The 15,742-nt window shown below is 51.1% G+C and carries 14 protein-coding genes; 1 reads left to right on the top strand and 13 read right to left on the bottom strand.

Annotation, left to right across the window (positions count from 1 at the left end; all coding sequences use genetic code 11):
• Positions 1-139 precede the first annotated feature (139 nt).
• From AC0THY_RS05000 to AC0THY_RS04985, 4 genes are read right to left on the bottom strand one after another with little or no spacing between them, the layout of a single operon-like run.
• Positions 140-1,873 (bottom strand): S8 family peptidase, encoded by a 1,734-nt coding sequence (locus AC0THY_RS05000; RefSeq protein ID WP_489993360.1) that lies wholly within the window; start codon positions 1,871-1,873, stop codon positions 140-142.
• A gap of 41 nt (positions 1,874-1,914) precedes the next feature.
• On the bottom strand, positions 1,915-2,898 hold the full coding sequence (locus AC0THY_RS04995) for a LysR family transcriptional regulator (RefSeq protein ID WP_489993359.1): 984 nt from the start codon (positions 2,896-2,898) through the stop codon (positions 1,915-1,917).
• Between the two features lie 13 nt (positions 2,899-2,911).
• Positions 2,912-3,865 (bottom strand): 4Fe-4S binding protein, encoded by a 954-nt coding sequence (locus AC0THY_RS04990; protein ID WP_489993358.1) that lies wholly within the window; start codon positions 3,863-3,865, stop codon positions 2,912-2,914.
• Positions 3,866-3,891: 26 nt separating this feature from the next.
• Complete coding sequence (locus AC0THY_RS04985; RefSeq protein ID WP_489993357.1) at positions 3,892-5,523, bottom strand: FAD-dependent oxidoreductase; 1,632 nt, start codon at positions 5,521-5,523, stop codon at positions 3,892-3,894.
• A 217-nt stretch (positions 5,524-5,740) separates the two neighbouring features.
• On the opposite strand from AC0THY_RS04985, the gene AC0THY_RS04980 reads away from it, so the two are divergent.
• Positions 5,741-7,060: a CHAD domain-containing protein gene (locus tag AC0THY_RS04980; RefSeq protein ID WP_489993356.1), complete on the top strand. Its 1,320-nt coding sequence runs from the start codon at positions 5,741-5,743 to the stop codon at positions 7,058-7,060.
• Positions 7,061-7,071: 11 nt separating this feature from the next.
• Here AC0THY_RS04980 and AC0THY_RS04975 read toward each other — a convergent pair whose 3' ends face one another.
• From AC0THY_RS04975 to proS, 9 genes are all read right to left on the bottom strand, one after another.
• The gene (locus AC0THY_RS04975) at positions 7,072-7,899 is read right to left on the bottom strand and encodes a DUF6612 family protein (RefSeq protein ID WP_489993355.1); all 828 of its coding nucleotides are present in this window, start codon (positions 7,897-7,899) and stop codon (positions 7,072-7,074) included.
• Positions 7,900-8,118: 219 nt separating this feature from the next.
• Positions 8,119-8,742 carry a cytidylate kinase-like family protein gene (locus AC0THY_RS04970; protein ID WP_489993354.1) on the bottom strand — a complete coding sequence of 208 codons (624 nt, stop codon included), beginning with the start codon at positions 8,740-8,742 and terminating at the stop codon, positions 8,119-8,121.
• Between the two features lie 13 nt (positions 8,743-8,755).
• Positions 8,756-9,466, bottom strand: a complete 711-nt coding sequence (locus AC0THY_RS04965) for an ABC transporter ATP-binding protein (RefSeq protein ID WP_489993353.1) — start codon at positions 9,464-9,466, stop codon at positions 8,756-8,758.
• Positions 9,467-9,478: 12 nt separating this feature from the next.
• Positions 9,479-10,237, bottom strand: a complete 759-nt coding sequence (locus AC0THY_RS04960) for an ABC transporter ATP-binding protein (protein ID WP_489993352.1) — start codon at positions 10,235-10,237, stop codon at positions 9,479-9,481.
• A 2-nt stretch (positions 10,238-10,239) separates the two neighbouring features.
• Positions 10,240-11,316, bottom strand: a complete 1,077-nt coding sequence (locus AC0THY_RS04955; RefSeq protein WP_489993351.1) for a branched-chain amino acid ABC transporter permease — start codon at positions 11,314-11,316, stop codon at positions 10,240-10,242.
• Positions 11,317-11,325: 9 nt separating this feature from the next.
• Complete coding sequence (locus AC0THY_RS04950) at positions 11,326-12,210, bottom strand: branched-chain amino acid ABC transporter permease (protein ID WP_489993350.1); 885 nt, start codon at positions 12,208-12,210, stop codon at positions 11,326-11,328.
• A gap of 190 nt (positions 12,211-12,400) precedes the next feature.
• Positions 12,401-13,603 carry an ABC transporter substrate-binding protein gene (locus AC0THY_RS04945; protein ID WP_489993349.1) on the bottom strand — a complete coding sequence of 401 codons (1,203 nt, stop codon included), beginning with the start codon at positions 13,601-13,603 and terminating at the stop codon, positions 12,401-12,403.
• A gap of 134 nt (positions 13,604-13,737) precedes the next feature.
• Complete coding sequence (locus tag AC0THY_RS04940; RefSeq protein WP_489993348.1) at positions 13,738-14,283, bottom strand: prolyl-tRNA synthetase associated domain-containing protein; 546 nt, start codon at positions 14,281-14,283, stop codon at positions 13,738-13,740.
• Between the two features lie 4 nt (positions 14,284-14,287).
• A complete protein-coding gene (proS, locus tag AC0THY_RS04935; RefSeq protein ID WP_489993347.1) occupies positions 14,288-15,727 on the bottom strand; it encodes a proline--tRNA ligase in 1,440 nt (479 codons plus the stop codon).
• Positions 15,728-15,742 lie beyond the last annotated feature (15 nt).

Here is a 15,742-nt window from a genome sequence, read left to right as displayed (position 1 = left end):
CTCAAAGAGCTTTTTGGTCTGTATTATAAGACAACATCCCCGGCATTTATCTCCGGGGATGCAGATTCTATTGGCTGTCTGTGAGGTAAGTATAACATGGCGGTCACAAGTCGTCAATTTACATCTTACCATATTTCATCTACACCGGCAGGCTATCCCTCACGCACAAAGCCCCATACCCCAGTGTGGGGTTGGGATAAACATTCTCCACATTCAGCTGTCTGGCCCCCCGCCTCAGATATGCCTTCACCTTCTCCCCATAGAGATAGGGATCATTTCCCTCCGTAATTCCCCACTGCATCATCATCGCTGCTGCACCGGTTACAAAAGGAGTGGCAAAGGAGGTACCGCTCACCACCGTGTAGCCTCCCCCCACTGCCGTTGTGTTGATTCCCACTCCTGGTGCAACAATATCGGGTTTCACCTGTTCATCCAACCGGTCAAATCCCCTGCCGGAGAAGGGCGCATAGGTCATGGTTCTGGAGTCATAAGCCCCCACAGAAACCACCTTTCTGGCAGTGGATGGAATGGTCAGGGTTGTCTTTGCAGACGGCCTGTAGAATCTGGTTCCGGTATTCAGCACTGCTGCGGAGGGAAGCCACATATTAAATCTTCCATCCACAATTCTTCTGGGAATCATTCTTATTCTCCAAATCCCGCTGTCAATGTAATCCCCCCGGGGTAAAAAGTCAATGTAAATCTCCTGGGAAGGGCTGTAGGGGTTTGGTTCTCCATAGTAGACCAGCAGCTCAGTGCCGGGTGTGAGAAAACGCTGAGCTCCTAAGAGCTCCTGCAGAGGCCCCAGTTCCCGTCCGGACGGGTCGATCAAAACCACGTCAAACTGGTCCACATAGGATTTCCACAGCTGGAGGTTGACTGTTGGCTCCTGCACGGCAATTCCCAGCTCCACCTCCGTCACCGCATTTTCCCTCAGAACCCCTGCAGTATGCCCCGCCGCAGCTCCTTCATTCCCGGTCCCCACAACAATCACGCTGCGCCACAGGTTTGCCATGTCATCCAGATAAGTCTCCAAAAGCGCTGTCCCGTCATGGCCTCCGTAAACCGTTCCGAAGCTTAAATTGATAGCCACAGGCTTCTGATAGAACACTGCCCTTCTGACCACAAAGTCTACTGCCAGCATCAGCTCCGTTGTGCGTGGAAACCCCTCCGCCTCGGCAATCCCCAGTTTTACCACCAAGATATCACTCTGAGATGCAACGCCCCGGTATCTGCCATCTGACGCTCTCCCATTTCCCGCGGCGATCCCCAACACCTGGGTTCCATGACCGCTCAGATCACGCACAGGGACGATTCGGTATCCCTCATCCCTGGACACAACCAGCGCTTCATTGATCTGCTCCTGTGTATATACGGTTCCCACTCCATAGTCCGCAGGCGGTTCCCCGGTACCGGACTGATCCCATATCTCCAGAATTCGGGTACTGCCATCCGGATTGCAGAAATCGGGATGGCGGTAATCTACGCCGGAATCAATCACAGCAACAATCACTCCCTGACCGAAGAGATTATACTGAGCATTCTGCAGAGCACTCATACAGGAGGCTGCCCTTCCCTGATCCACAGAGAAGAACAGCCTCTTTGGTTTCTCCATATATTCAATTTGCGGCTGCGCGGCAAAAGCCTCCAGCAGGGATTCGGGGAGATTGACAATGGCATATTCATTGTAAAGCTCAATGATTTGAATTTCCTCAGTCCTGAGTTCATCCAGGTTCCCTGTATACTTTACAATCACCGTCCATCTTCTGTCTCTGGGGTCAAATCCTACATCCAGCACCAGCGAGCGTTCCCTCTCAGAGTCACTGGCATCCAGCGCCAGGTTTAATAAGTTCTCTATTTTTTGGTCATTGGCCATAAAGCATTTCCTGAGTTTTATTATTGAGTATATGCTCTTTTTCAGCAAGTATTCTGTAGGTCTGCACATTCACATTGCCAATTCCCGGAATCCATAGAACTCTCCGTCTCCTCCAGCGTGCCGATTGATGCCTCGTCCAGAATCTGAGGGCGGCCGTATTCCTTGAGCAATTCCCCCAGCTTCTCCATGGAGAGGGTGATGTATTTATTCTTGTGGTATACCAGCTTAAAGGTTCTGTCCCATGCCCCGCTTTTATTATAGAAGACCTTCACACTCCCCTGGCGGATCTCCTGTTCTAAAAGCCGGACTGAAATCACTGCCAGGCACCCATTTTGCAGAATTGCATTTCGTATCATACTGATACAGTGGGCTTCGATCTTCGTCTGCACACTCAATCCCTTCTCAGACAAATACAGTTCAAAGAGAGCCCTCGTCCCGCTCCCCCTTTCCCGCATGACAAACCGGCTGCCCTCCAGGTCTCCTAATGTCAGACTCCTTCTCCCCGCAAAGGGATGATCTGCGGCACAGGCCAACACAAGAATGTCCTCCACAACCGGAACGCTGACCAGGTCCGGGCTCTTGATATTTCCTTCTACAATGCCCACATGGAGCTGGGCATTCAGCAGCTGTTCCTCAATCGCTCTGGTATTGTCCACGCAGGTGTAGGTTTCTGTAAGTGGACAGGTTTCCTCAAATCTGCTAAGCAAAGGCGGAAGGATGCAGTTTCCCACAGTCATTGTTACCCCAATGCGCAGGTGTTCCAATCCGTCGGCATCCAGCATTCTCTCTTCCAGAATATCAAACTGTTCCACCGTCTGCCGGGCATAGACCAGCAGCTGTTTCCCCGCCTCGGTAATATAAAGCTTTTTGGAGAGCCGCTCAAAGAGGAGCACATGATAGTGCTCCTCCAATTCCCGTATGGCCTGGCTCACTGTGGGCTGAGAGAGAAACAGCCGCTCCGCTGCCAGATTCATTTTTCCTGCCTGGGCGACAGCAATAAAGATTTTTAAGTGGCGGATCGTCACGGCATTTCCCTCCTTAGCAGGTGGCCCCTCCGGTCAGGTGCAGCTTGGCATCCAAAATGTCCTGCTTTCTTTCCAGAATATCATCGGAGTACAGTTCCTTCTCCACTTCCTCAAATCCCAGTCTCTCAATGGTCTGTGAAAAGCGCTCACCCGTCTTTCCCTTTTCCCTGTAAAGCAGAATCACCTTCTCAATGACGGAAAGCGCTTCTTCCTTTGTGGTAAAGACCTTGGACAAGGTTTTTCCCCTTGCAATGCTCTTGCCCCAGCGTCCCCCAATGTAAATTTTATACCCATTGGTACCACTCTCGATTGCGTCAAAACGGCATTTCCCCACGCAGCGCCCGCAGTTGTTGCACAGTTCCTTGTCGATTTCCAGGACACCGTCCGATACCTTTGCCGCCTTCATGGGGCAGACAGCCTCCACCGTACATTTTTTGCACCCGTTGCACTCATCCTCATCATAATTGGGAATCAGCTGCCCGATAATGCCCAGATCATTCAGATCTGGCTTTACACAGTTATTGGGACATCCGCCCACAGCGATCTTAAACTTATGGGGAAGCTTTACCCCTGCATACCCTTTGTAAAATCTTTCGTGAATCTCCTCAGACACCCCGAAGGTGTCAATGAGCCCGTACTGGCAAGTGGTACCCTTGCAGGATACAACCGGCCGCACTTTGGACCCGGTTCCCCCTGTCTCCAGCCCCGCCTGGGCAATAAAGGTCCTGAACTCCTCAATTTTGTCAAATGGAACGCCCTGTACCTCCACCGTCAGACGTGTGGTAAAGGTAACGATCCCATTGCCAAACTTCTCTGCTGCCTGAGCGATGCACGCCATCTGCTCCGCATTTATCTTTCCGTTCACAGTGATCACCCGTGCCGAAAAGTTGTCTGTCCCCTTATTGCTCAGAAAGCCCAGGGCCTTTACCTTTTTTTCATTCTCCGGGCTGATGGTCAATGTTGCCATACTATAATCCTCCTTTTGTACGATCCTTAGTCTTCTGCTCCCACTTGGTTAAAGGTAGTGCCGCCTTCCAGCACTCTGGTGTTGGTATATCCGTAATACTTCAGCCTGTTCTGCAGCATGTATGCCCTTTTTCCTTTGGCGCACACCAAAAGCAGCTTCTCGTCCTTGTCAAATCCCGGCATCTCCCCGTTTACCTTGGCCAGATCCAGGTATTCTGCTCCCTGGATTGCAGGCGCGGCAGACGCGTCGATGAGCCTGTATCCCTCCAGCTCTCCGGCCGCCAGCTGTGCGGGTGTGGCTGTCTCCAGATCCCCCCTCAGCTTGTTTCGCAGTATATTTACCGTGTGCACAAAGGGGTGGATCGCCGTTGAAAATGGAGGCGCATAGGCCAGATCCAGGTTTTCAAGGGCGGACAGATCGGCTTTCAATGCAATGGCTGTGGCCGCCACGTCCACCATCTTATCCACCGCCCCTTTTCCAAGGACCTGAATTCCCAGAAGTCTTTCCGTCCTGCGGTCCGCTGTCATTTTCACAATGAAATTCGAGGCTTGGGGATAATAATGTGCCTTATCATCCACCACAGTGATTACGCTGACCGCGTCATAGCCGGCCTTCCTGGCAGCCTCCTCATTTAATCCTGTACGTCCCACATTCAGGTTTGGCAGCTTTGCAACCCCGGTTCCCAGCACTCCCGGATAGGCTGCCACCTCCCCGGCGATTACTCTGGCGGCAGTTCGGCCCTCCATATTGGCGGAAGAACCCATGGGCGACCACTGTGCTTCCCCTGTAATCCGGTTGGTCACGCAGGCACAGTCACCCACTGCATAGATATCCGGATCATTTGTCTGCAGACGCTCATTCACAGGAAGGGTACCATTTGGCAGCATGGCAAGACCCGTATCCTTTAGAAATCCCGTGTTGGGCCGGATTCCCAGCGCCATTACCACCGTGTCCGCCTTCATGGCCCGTTTGTCCGTCTTTACCTTTTCCACCCGCTCTGTGCCTAAAATAGCCTCCAGCTTCATTCCGGTAAAGGGATTAATCCCCTCATCCGCCAGGTGGTTTTCCACATAGTCCGCAATCTCAGGGTCAAACCCCGGAAGGATATGACTGGCCATATCAATGACGGATACCTTTACGCCCTGTGCCTGCAGATTTTCGGCAACCTCCAGGCCGATGAATCCCCCGCCGGCAACCACTGCCCGCTTCACCTGACCGTCCTCCACTGCCTGACGCAGTGTGATGGCATCCTGTGGGGTCCGCATGACATAGACACCTTTTAGCCCAATCCCGTCCACCGGAGGTACCAGGGCCGACGCACCCACAGCAATGACCAGCTTATCATAGCTGCAGACCGTATGCTCCTCTGTCCTGACATTGACCGCCTCCACCGTCTTTTCCTCCCGGTTCAGCCCCACCGCTTCCATCCCGGTCAGTACCTCTGCCCCGGTCAGTTTTGCAAAGCTCTCCGGTGTGTTCACAATCAGCTGTCCCTTCTCGTGAATCACGTCCCCCACATAATAGGGCAGCCCGCAGCCCGCGTAGGAAATGTCTTCCCCCTTTGTGAGAACCGTCACCTCGCAGCCTCGGTCCTCCCTTTTTAATTTCGCTGCCACCTTTGTTCCGGCCGCCACACCCCCGATTACCAATACCTTCATCGCCGCACCCATCCTTTCCACTTTGTTAAATTCTTAACTTATTTTCTCATTGACTTTATTGTACCATGAAAGTTAAGATTTGGAAATTCGAATTATATGATATTAAATATAGGTTTTACCTATATATCATCCGGGGGTTCCCCTATCCCTTTTTGCCTCCATCATGTATAATAAATCTAAAGACTGCTGACCAACTTCTGGAAAGGAGGAACCTTTCATGAGAAATGCAAATGACATCTCTTATACCAAACGCTTGTACCTGCCTGTTCCAAACCGCAGGATACGCCTATGGAAAACAAAATCTCTCTGCCGCCATCTCGGCATTGATCCTGGCATGGAACGCACAACCGCCCTCCATGCAGCCGCACAGTTCCAAAAAATAGCCGCACTGGAAAACATTCCGCTCTCCTACGCTAATCTGGCCTACAAAGCCTGTCTGTTCCGGAGTGTGGGAGACCATATCTTCCCGCCAGAATATGCAGGGCTGTCCGGAGAATTCCTGCTGACTCACCCCCTAAAGGGTCTCTCCCAGCGCCAAAACCAGATCCTGGCCGCCGCCCTCTGCCTATCCCGGGAATTGGAACCCTGTCCAAAGGAGCTGCATCCATATCTCAAACAACTCTGTCCCGGAAAGGAAAACCGCCGTATCGCCCGCATAATCGCAGGTATAATCCGCCAGTCTCCCCCCGCTGTCCATAAGGATTTCTCATCCATGGTAAAGAACTACGCCGCCAAGCAGCTCTCTGTGATACAGGCATATTCCCCTGCAAGGGAAACACTGAATGCGGAGGAAGTCCATGACATCCGGGTGGCCTTCCGCCGTCTGCTCTCCCTCTGTCTCGTTTTCTCCTCTCTCCTGGAGAAGGAGCCGGTGAGCGCCATTGTACCCGGCCTGAGGCAGGGGCTGAAAGTGCTTGGAAAGCCCAGGGATCTGGATGTGCTTCAGGAAAAAACCGAAACCTTTCTGTTTAAAAACAAGATGGATCTGCAATATCTCCCCGTCTTCTCCCAATGGCTGACGGACACCAGGAAGGAATATGTCCAGAAAATAAATTCCTATTTTGCCTCACCGGAATATCACACCCACATTGATGCGCTGTCCAATTTGGTAAACTGCACCATACTGCGGCCCGCTCTGGAAAAAGGGTGCATAGCGCTCCCCATGACTCCCTCCCAAGTCTGCCATTCCTGTGAACGTCAGCTTTTATCCAAAGCCGAATTCTACGACCAGTGGCTGCACGGCAGGCAGGCCGCAGAGCCAGTGTTTCATCATCTCCGCCTGGTATACAAGGATCTCCGTTTCCTTCTGGAATTCTTCCAGGATATACTCACCAAAAAGGATCTGCAATATCTGGATACCTGCCGCAGTATACAGGATACACTGGGATGTATCCACGATGATTCCGTAATTCTCCTGCGGCTGCACAAGCTGAGTCCTAAACTGCCAGCAAAGGAACAGGAAGTAATCAAAAAATTCCTGATATGGCTGAAGCGCGACCGGAAAAAACAGCTCAAAAACTTTTATCGCATGACGTGATCCTGGCCTTCCTACTGAGATTCGGCGGCCTGCTTTACCTCCTTTGGGACGCGGATTGCATCCACGGTCCCAAAGGAGTTCATGGTCATCTCCATTTTAAAGGACCTGCATTCCAAGTCAGCCCCCGAATCATCGCCCGTCTGCAGGGATCTGCCCATTACGTCCTGCATATCAATGGATATCTTTACCGGGTATCCACTCTCTTTTCCAATAAAATATGCCACCGGCACCTCTGCCCCTTCCAGGTCTATCTCTCCCAAAAGGTCACTGTTTCCCAGACTGCCCATAGCCCCTTTCAGAATCCCCTCTAGGCCATCGCCCTGAAGCTTTCCGCTCACCTCATAGCACTCAATGTCATTGATTTCTGTGGTATCCTCTTTCAGTTCCAGGCTGTCTGCCAGCATCTTCACCTGCTCCTCGGAGTAGAGCGTTGACAGATCCATGTAGTTTTCCTCCACATTTCTGGTCCATTTCCCATCACCTGCACTGGTGTAGCTGTAGAGCTTTCCATCCCCCTCCTCCACATACATTTCCATTCCTGTTTCCTGGTTCTGCCCTAAAATATCTATGCTCATACTTCCCTGGGCATGCAAAGCAATGGGCTCCTGGGTTGCTTCCATATCCATGTCCACATAAAATCCCATATCCACACTGACACCCGAGACTGTACCCGAGGCCTCCAGATCCAGTGCCAGGTTGGCATCATACGATGACTCCGACGCTGTCTTAGAAGCTGCCCCTAGTAGAAGGCTCTGGGCTGTCACCTTTCCCCTGCACCCTGCTAAAACCGTTGAGCACAGCATAATGGCTGCTGTAACCGCATATCCTCTTCTCTTCATTTTTAACCTCCCTCGTATACAGCTTTATCAAAAAAGTGGCAAATCGTTTCTATTCAGCAGGTCTGCGCATTTACTGCGCAGACCATGAGTAAATGATTCAGGAGTGCAAAAATCCCATCACCAAAGGTGATTTTAAATGGATTTTTGCATGTAACTGTGAAGGTACTGAACAGTTACGGCAAATCTAACAAAAGGAAGCGCCGAAGCGCTCCCTTCCTCTTATCCGCCGAACCGCACGTTTATGTATCCTTTGATGGCCTCCACACACTTGTCAAACCCCAGTTTACTACTGTTGAGGCAGAGGTCATAGTTTCTGGCATCATTCCAGACATGACCTGTATAGTAGTGATAATAGTCCCCCCTATACTTGTCTGTCTTTTGGATGAACTTTTCCATCTCTTTTTCATCCATGTCGTTGCGCTCCATACCTCTGGCAATACAGTAGTCCATGGGCGCATGTACAAATACACTCACCACATCCTCACGGTCCTTGAGAACAAAGTCCGCACATCTTCCCACAATCACGCAGGGCTCCCTCTCGGCCAGCTCCTTGATAATCTTAGCCTGGTAATTGAACAGGTTGTCATCTGATACAAAGCCGTCACTCTCGGGCGAAATCAGCTGCCCCCTATATACCTTTTTGGATGCTCCGAACAGCGGCGTGGTCCTGAGTTTTTCGTCAGCCTTGTTAAACATTTCCTCCCGGATACCGCTTTCATCCGATGCCATCCGCAGTATTTCTCTGCTGTAGCAGTTGATCCCCATATCCTTTGCCAGCATCTGTCCCACGGTCTTTCCGCCGCTGCCGTACTGCCTTGCAATTGTAATGATCACCTTATCCATACAAAAACCTCCCTTATTCACCCAGATACGCCTTTTTCACGGACTCATCATTCATCAGCTCACTGGCTTTTCCCTCCAGGGTAATTCTTCCGGTTTCCAGCACATAGGCCCTGTCCGCGATGGAGAGCGCCTTCTTTGCGTTCTGTTCCACCAAAAGCACTGTAGTTCCGCCAGCGCTTACTTCCTGTATAATGTTAAAAATCTCATTCACAAAGATGGGGGACAAGCCCATGGAGGGTTCATCCATGAGGATAATCTTGGGGTGGGACATCAGAGCTCTTCCCATTGCAAGCATCTGCTGCTCCCCGCCGCTTAAAGTTCCCGCCAGCTGGCTTTTTCGCTCCTTAAGCCTTGGAAAACGCTCGTACACCATCTCCAGTGTCTTTTCGATTTCTTCCTTGTCCTTTCTGGTGTATGCACCCATCTTTAGGTTCTGATACACACTCAACTGTGCAAATACCCGGCGTCCCTCCGGGACATGGGCCATTCCCATGGACACAATCTTGTGTGCCGGAACCCTTGTAATATCCGTCCCCTCAAAGACAATGCTGCCGGACTTGGCCGGCACCAGTCCTGTGACCGCGTGCAAAATGGTGGTCTTCCCCGCTCCGTTTGCACCGATCAGGGCGATGACCTCCCCCTCCTTTACCTGAAAGGAAATTCCTTTGATGGCCTGAATCATACCATAGTAAACATTCAAGTCCTTTATCTCAAGCATAGCCATTTGTCTGTCCTCCTATTCCCCAAGATATGCTGTGATTACCCGCTGGTCATTCAGCACATCCGCTGTCTTGCCCTGAGTCAGTACCTGTCCAAAATTCAGCACTGTGAGCTCCTCGCAGATACCGGCCACCAGCTTCATGTCATGCTCAATGAGCAGGATGGTCATGTCAAACTCATCTCTCACAAACCGTATGGTCTTCATCAGCTCCTGGGTTTCGTTGGGGTTCATACCGGCTGCGGGCTCATCCAGCAGAAGCAGCTTAGGTTCCGTAGCCAGAGCTCTGGCAATTTCCAGCTTCCGCTGCTTGCCGTAGGGAAGATTGGATGCCAGGTAATCCGCCTGGCCGTCCAGATCAAACACTTTTAAAAGTTCCATTGCGCGCTCATCCATAGCCCGCTCTACCTTCCGGAATCTGGGAAGGCGCAGGATTCCCTCAATGGTAGAATAGTGAAAATGGTTGTGAAGTCCGGCCTTCACATTGTCCAGAACCGTCAGGTCCTTAAAGAGCCGGATATTCTGAAACGTTCTGGCGATCCCCGCCTTATTTATCTCTATGGTTTTTCTTCCGGTAATATTCTTCCCATCCAGAGTCACGATCCCCTCATTGGGCTTATAAACTCCTGTCAGAAGATTGAATACCGTAGTCTTTCCTGCCCCGTTTGGCCCAATCAGACCATAGAGCTGTCCCTTCTCAATATTCAGATTAAAGCTGTCCACTGCCCGCAATCCGCCGAAGGATATTCCCAAGTTTTTCACTTCCAATAGCGCCATGATTACTCAGCCCCCTTCGTCTTTTTCTTTTTTGCCAGCAGGCGCTTTGGCGAGTAGCGTTCCCGCCATTCCAAAGCCCTCGGACTCCAGTTGAAAATCATCATCACAATCAGTACCACTGCATAGATCAGCATACGGTAATCATTGAGCCCCCTCAAAAGTTCCGGCAGAAGGGTGAGCAACACAGCTGCGATGACAGAACCGCGGATATTTCCAATACCTCCCAGCACCACAAAGACCAGAATCATGATGGACATGTTGTATCCAAAGTTCTTGGGCTGAGCCGCCAAAGTAGCCAGGTTGTGTGCATAGAGCACGCCCGCCACACCGGCCAGAGATGCAGAAATGGTAAAGGCCATAAGCTTGTATTTGGTGATGTTGATGCCAATGGACTCCGCTGCGATCCGGTTGTCACGGATGGACATGATTGCGCGGCCGTCCCTGGAGTGTACCAGATTGATCACGATAAACAGAGTGATAAGCACCAGTATAATACCCACCAGGAAGGTAGAGTCATTGGGCGTTCCTGTGATCCCCTGAGGCCCGTTGACCAGGGTTACCCCGTCCGCCTCCATATTCATGGACGCTGCGTCCTTCATGGAAAAGTGGAAGCCATTGCTGTCTTTTCCGATAAAAAACACATTGATCAGGTTTTTGATAATCTCTCCAAAGGCCAGGGTCACAATTGCCAGGTAATCTCCTTTCAGGCGCAGCACCGGGATGCCGATGAGGATTCCAAAGAGGGCAGCCACAGCTGCGCCAATCAGAATTGCCAGGAAAAATCTCAGGCCCGCCACCAGGATAACGTCTGCCGTACACTTGGAGAAAAAGGCGCTGGCAAAAGCGCCCACACACATAAAGCCCGCATGTCCCAGGCTGAGTTCTCCCAGGATGCCAACTGTGAGGTTTAAGGATACGGCCAGTATCACGTAAACGCAAAGGGGAACCAAGAGTCCTTCCATCAGGCTGGACACCTTCCCGGCTGTCAGAAAGATCTGTACGATTGCAAAAGCTGCAATCACGATTCCATATGTAATCAAATTGCTTCTTGTTGTCTTGTTTAATTTCATCTTTTTCATCCTGCCCACCTACACTTTCTCTTGAATCTGCTTGCCCAGAATGCCGGTAGGCTTAACCAGCAGAACCACAATGAGGACTGCAAACACAATCGCGTCCGCCATCTGCGAAGAAATGTATGCTTTTCCCAGTATTTCAATAACGCCCAGAAGGACACCGCCAATCAGCGCTCCGGGGATAGAGCCGATACCGCCGAATACGGCAGCCACAAAGGCCTTGATTCCCGGCATGGCCCCTGTGTAGGGTGTAAGGGACGGATAGGCAGAACATAAAAGCACGCTGGCTATGGCCGCCAGGGCGGAACCGATGGCAAAGGTAAGTGCAATGGTCCCATTTACATTGATACCCATTAACTGCGCAGCCCCCTTGTCCTCAGATACTGCCAGCATGGCCTGTCCGGCCTTGGACTTTTTGATGAACAGGGTGAGTCCCACCATAATAACGATACATGCCAAAATAGTTACGATCGTCTCTCCGGAAATCGTCAACTGACCGCCTGCCAGTACAAGAGCAGGGACGCTCACAACGGAGTTAAATGATTTCGTGTCAGCTCCAAAAATCAGCAGAGCGATATTCTGAAGCAGATAGCTGACACCGATTGCTGTGATCAGCACAGCCAGCGAGGAGGCAGCATTTCGCAGAGGCTTGTAAGCCACACGCTCGATCACCACACCCAGAACCGTACACACAATCACAGCCGCGATAATTCCCACAGCCGGAGGCATTCCCATGGTACTCACAATCGTCAGAACCACATAACCTCCCACCATAATAACATCGCCGTGTGCAAAATTCAGCATCTTGGCGATTCCGTACACCATGGTATAGCCCAGGGCAATGATCGCGTAAACACTGCCAAGACTGATACCGTTGATTAGATAAGAAATAAAACTCATACCGCAACCCCTCTATCGTATTTTAATACTGTATTATAGCACAGTTTTCTACTGTAGTTCAATAAAGAATTTCAAACTCGTAACTGATCGGTACTTTCACGTTACTGTTCACAGTTACATGCAAAAAGTGCTGCCCCGCAAATGAATACTCATCTTTGGAGCAGCACCGATTATTTCCGTTTCACTTTCATTACATTGCCTTGTAAACACCGTCCGTGATTACCACTGCCTTCGGATCTTTGTTGGGCTCGCCATCTGCAGTCCAGACAATATTACCGGTCAGTCCCTCAACCGTGATCTCCGTCATGGCTGTTTTCATTGCCTCGCAGATCTCGGACACGCTCATTTCCGGAGTAATACCAGCTTTCTCACCAGCTGCTTTGATTGCGTACATTGCGTCATAGGCGTCTGCGGCAAACTGGTTTGGTGTGTCTGTGTATGCCTCTTTAAATGCAGAGACGAAGTTTTTGGTCAGCTCATCATCCGCGTCTGCGGCAAACGGTGTCAGAAGCATAACGCCTTCCGCAAGGGAGGTATCAAAGTTCTCCACGTTCAGAATACCGTCCAGTCCGTCACATCCGAAGAACTGGGGTGTAAATCCCATGGTGCTGGCCTGTTTGAGGATCAAGGATGCCTCATTGTAGTAGATGGGTAAAAATACCAGTTCCGCTCCGCCATCCTTTGCCTTCTGCAGCTGTACGGAGAAATCCGTCTTGTTGTCAGCTGTAAATGCCTCTGCAGCTACGATCTCGATTCCCTGGTTCTTGGCCTCTGCTGCAAACTTCTCATAGATACCGGAAGAGTACACATCAGAGCTGTCATAGATTACAGCCACTTTGGCAGCCAGTTTGTTTTCCCCAATATATTTTGCGGAAGCAGCTCCCTGGTTCGGGTCAGAAAAGCAGACACGGAAAGCATTTTCGTACTGAATACTCTCCACTGCAGAACCTGAGGGTGTAAGCTGGAACATATTGTCCTCATGTGTCTTCTCCACCACTGCGATACAGGGTCCGGAGGTAACGGTGCCTACCAGCATCTGCATACCCCAGTCTTTTAATGTATTGTAAGCATTTACGGATTTTTCCGCATCGCTCTCATCATCCTGGAAGGATGTCTCCACCTGATAACCATTTATTCCACCCGCTGCATTGATTTCCTTTGCCGCAAGCTCAATCGCATTTGCCACTGCCTGTCCGTAAACTGCAGCTCCTCCTGTTGTGGGTCCAATGCCTCCGATCTTAAAGGTACCACCCTTCGCCGTTGCCTCTCCGTCAGCAGCCTCCGTGGATGCCGCCCCTTCCTTTGCCGCGTCTTTACTTCCGCAGCCGGCAAGGGATGCAACTGCAAGGGATGCAGCTAATGCAAATGCAGCGATCTGTTTGAACTTCTTCATATTCTCTTTTCCTCCTTCTTTATAGATAGATTTTTCTAAAATCTTGGCCCTATGATACCGCCTAAACCTTTCTTTGTCAATGATTTTTTGTACCGCCACTTTCTCAAAGCTCCACCACGTTACTGTTCACACGTTCACAGCAGCTCCACCACTGTATAGTCATGTCCTATATATGGAAGAAACTTTTCCAGAATATCTCTGGTACGCAGCTTCAGGCTGGAGGTATTGATGCAGGGATGGCATCCCAGATACTCTGTCTCAGCCACCTCCCGGTCAATCAGCAGCCGGATTCTCTTGTCTTTGTCATTCATCAGGCCCAGGACGGTGACTGATCCGGGGGTGAGATCCATAAATTCCTCCAAATACTCCTCGCCCGCAAAGGATAACCTGGCACTTCCGATCTGCTTTGAGAGCTCCTTTGTCTTAAAAGGCTTTTGTCCAGGCATCAATAACAGGTAAAAATCCGTCTTTTGCCGGTTGCACAGAAAAAGGTTTTTGCAAATCTCAATATCCAGCAATTTGTCCACATCATGGCAGGACTCAATGGACGGTGTCACCTCATGGTCCACCCGCACAAATGGGATGTCCAGCTTTTCCAGGAGATCATAGACCGCCATCTCCTTGGGAAGCCTTCCCTCCGGATCCGGTCTTGTTGTGTATAGTGTTTTGTCTATCTCCATTTGATTAATAAGCCTTTCCCCAGTATACCATCTGTTTTGCCGGCTTTCCACAGTGAACGCAGGTACCCGAGAGATGCTCCTGCTCAAAGGGCATACATCTGGAGGTCACGCCGATCTCCTCCTTTAAGGCATCCTCGCACTCCTGGCATCCGCACCACATGGCTTTGATAAAGCCCGGCTTGTTCTCAGCGATGTCCCGCATCTCCTCCATGTTAGTGGCAGTGTAGGTATGGGAATCCCTGTGAGCTCTGGCCCTCTCCAGCATGTCCGTCTGGATGGCCTCCAGTATCTGCGCGGTCTTTTCTGCCAGCTCCTCTATAGGCGCAACGATCTTCTCCCTGGTATCCCTGCGCACGATCACTGCATGCCCGGCCTCAATGTCCTTGGGCCCCAGCTCGATTCTCACAGGAAAGCCTCTCATCTCCTGCTCGGAGAATTTCCATCCGGGGCTCTTGTCCGAGTCATCCAGCTTCACACGCAGGCCTGCTGCCTGCAGCGCTGCCTTCACCTGGACCGCCCTCTCAAGCACGCCCTCTTTTTTCTGCTGGATGGGAATCACCACCACCTGGGTGGGCGCAATTCTGGGCGGAAGCACTAGTCCGCTGTTATCCCCGTGTACCATAATAATGGCTCCAATCATCCGGGTTGTCATTCCCCAGGAGGTCTGATGAACATATTTTAACTGATTGTCCTTGTCCGCAAACTGGATGCCAAAGGCTTTTGCGAATCCGTCCCCAAAATTATGGCTGGTTCCGGACTGCAGCGCCTTTCCGTCGTGCATCAGAGACTCTATCGTATAGGTGGCCTCCGCTCCTGCGAACTTCTCCTTATCCGTCTTGCGGCCCTTGATCACAGGAATGGCCAGAACATCCTCACAGAAGCTGGCGTACACATTCAGCATCTGAATGGTTCTCTCCTCAGCCTCCTCGGCTGTAGCGTGGGCGGTGTGACCCTCCTGCCACAGGAACTCCCTGGAGCGCAGGAAGGGTCTCGTGGTCTTTTCCCAGCGCACCACTGAACACCACTGATTGTACACCTTGGGGAGATCCCGGTAGGAGTGGACGTCATTGGCGTAGAAGTCACAGAACAGAGTCTCTGAGGTGGGACGCACGCACAAACGCTCCTGAAGGGGCTCCAGTCCGCCATGGGTCACCCAGGCCACTTCCGGGGCAAATCCCTCCACATGATCCTTCTCCTTCTGGAGCAGACTCTCAGGAATGAACAGCGGCAGGTATACATTTTCCACCCCTGTCTCCTTGAACCTGCGGTCCAGCTCATTCTGAATATTCTCCCAGATTGCATATCCCGCAGGTTTAATCACCATACAACCCTTCACACTGGTGTAGTCAATCAGCTCTGCCTTCTTTACCACATCTGTGTACCACTGTGCGAAATCCTCCTCCATGGAGGTGATCGCTTCCACCAATTTCTTTTCCTTTGCCATCTCTTTACTCCTTTC

The sequence above is a fragment of the Ruminococcus sp. 8Y-12 genome (assembly GCF_058119865.1).
This window is presented reverse-complemented; position numbering and strand designations above follow the sequence as displayed.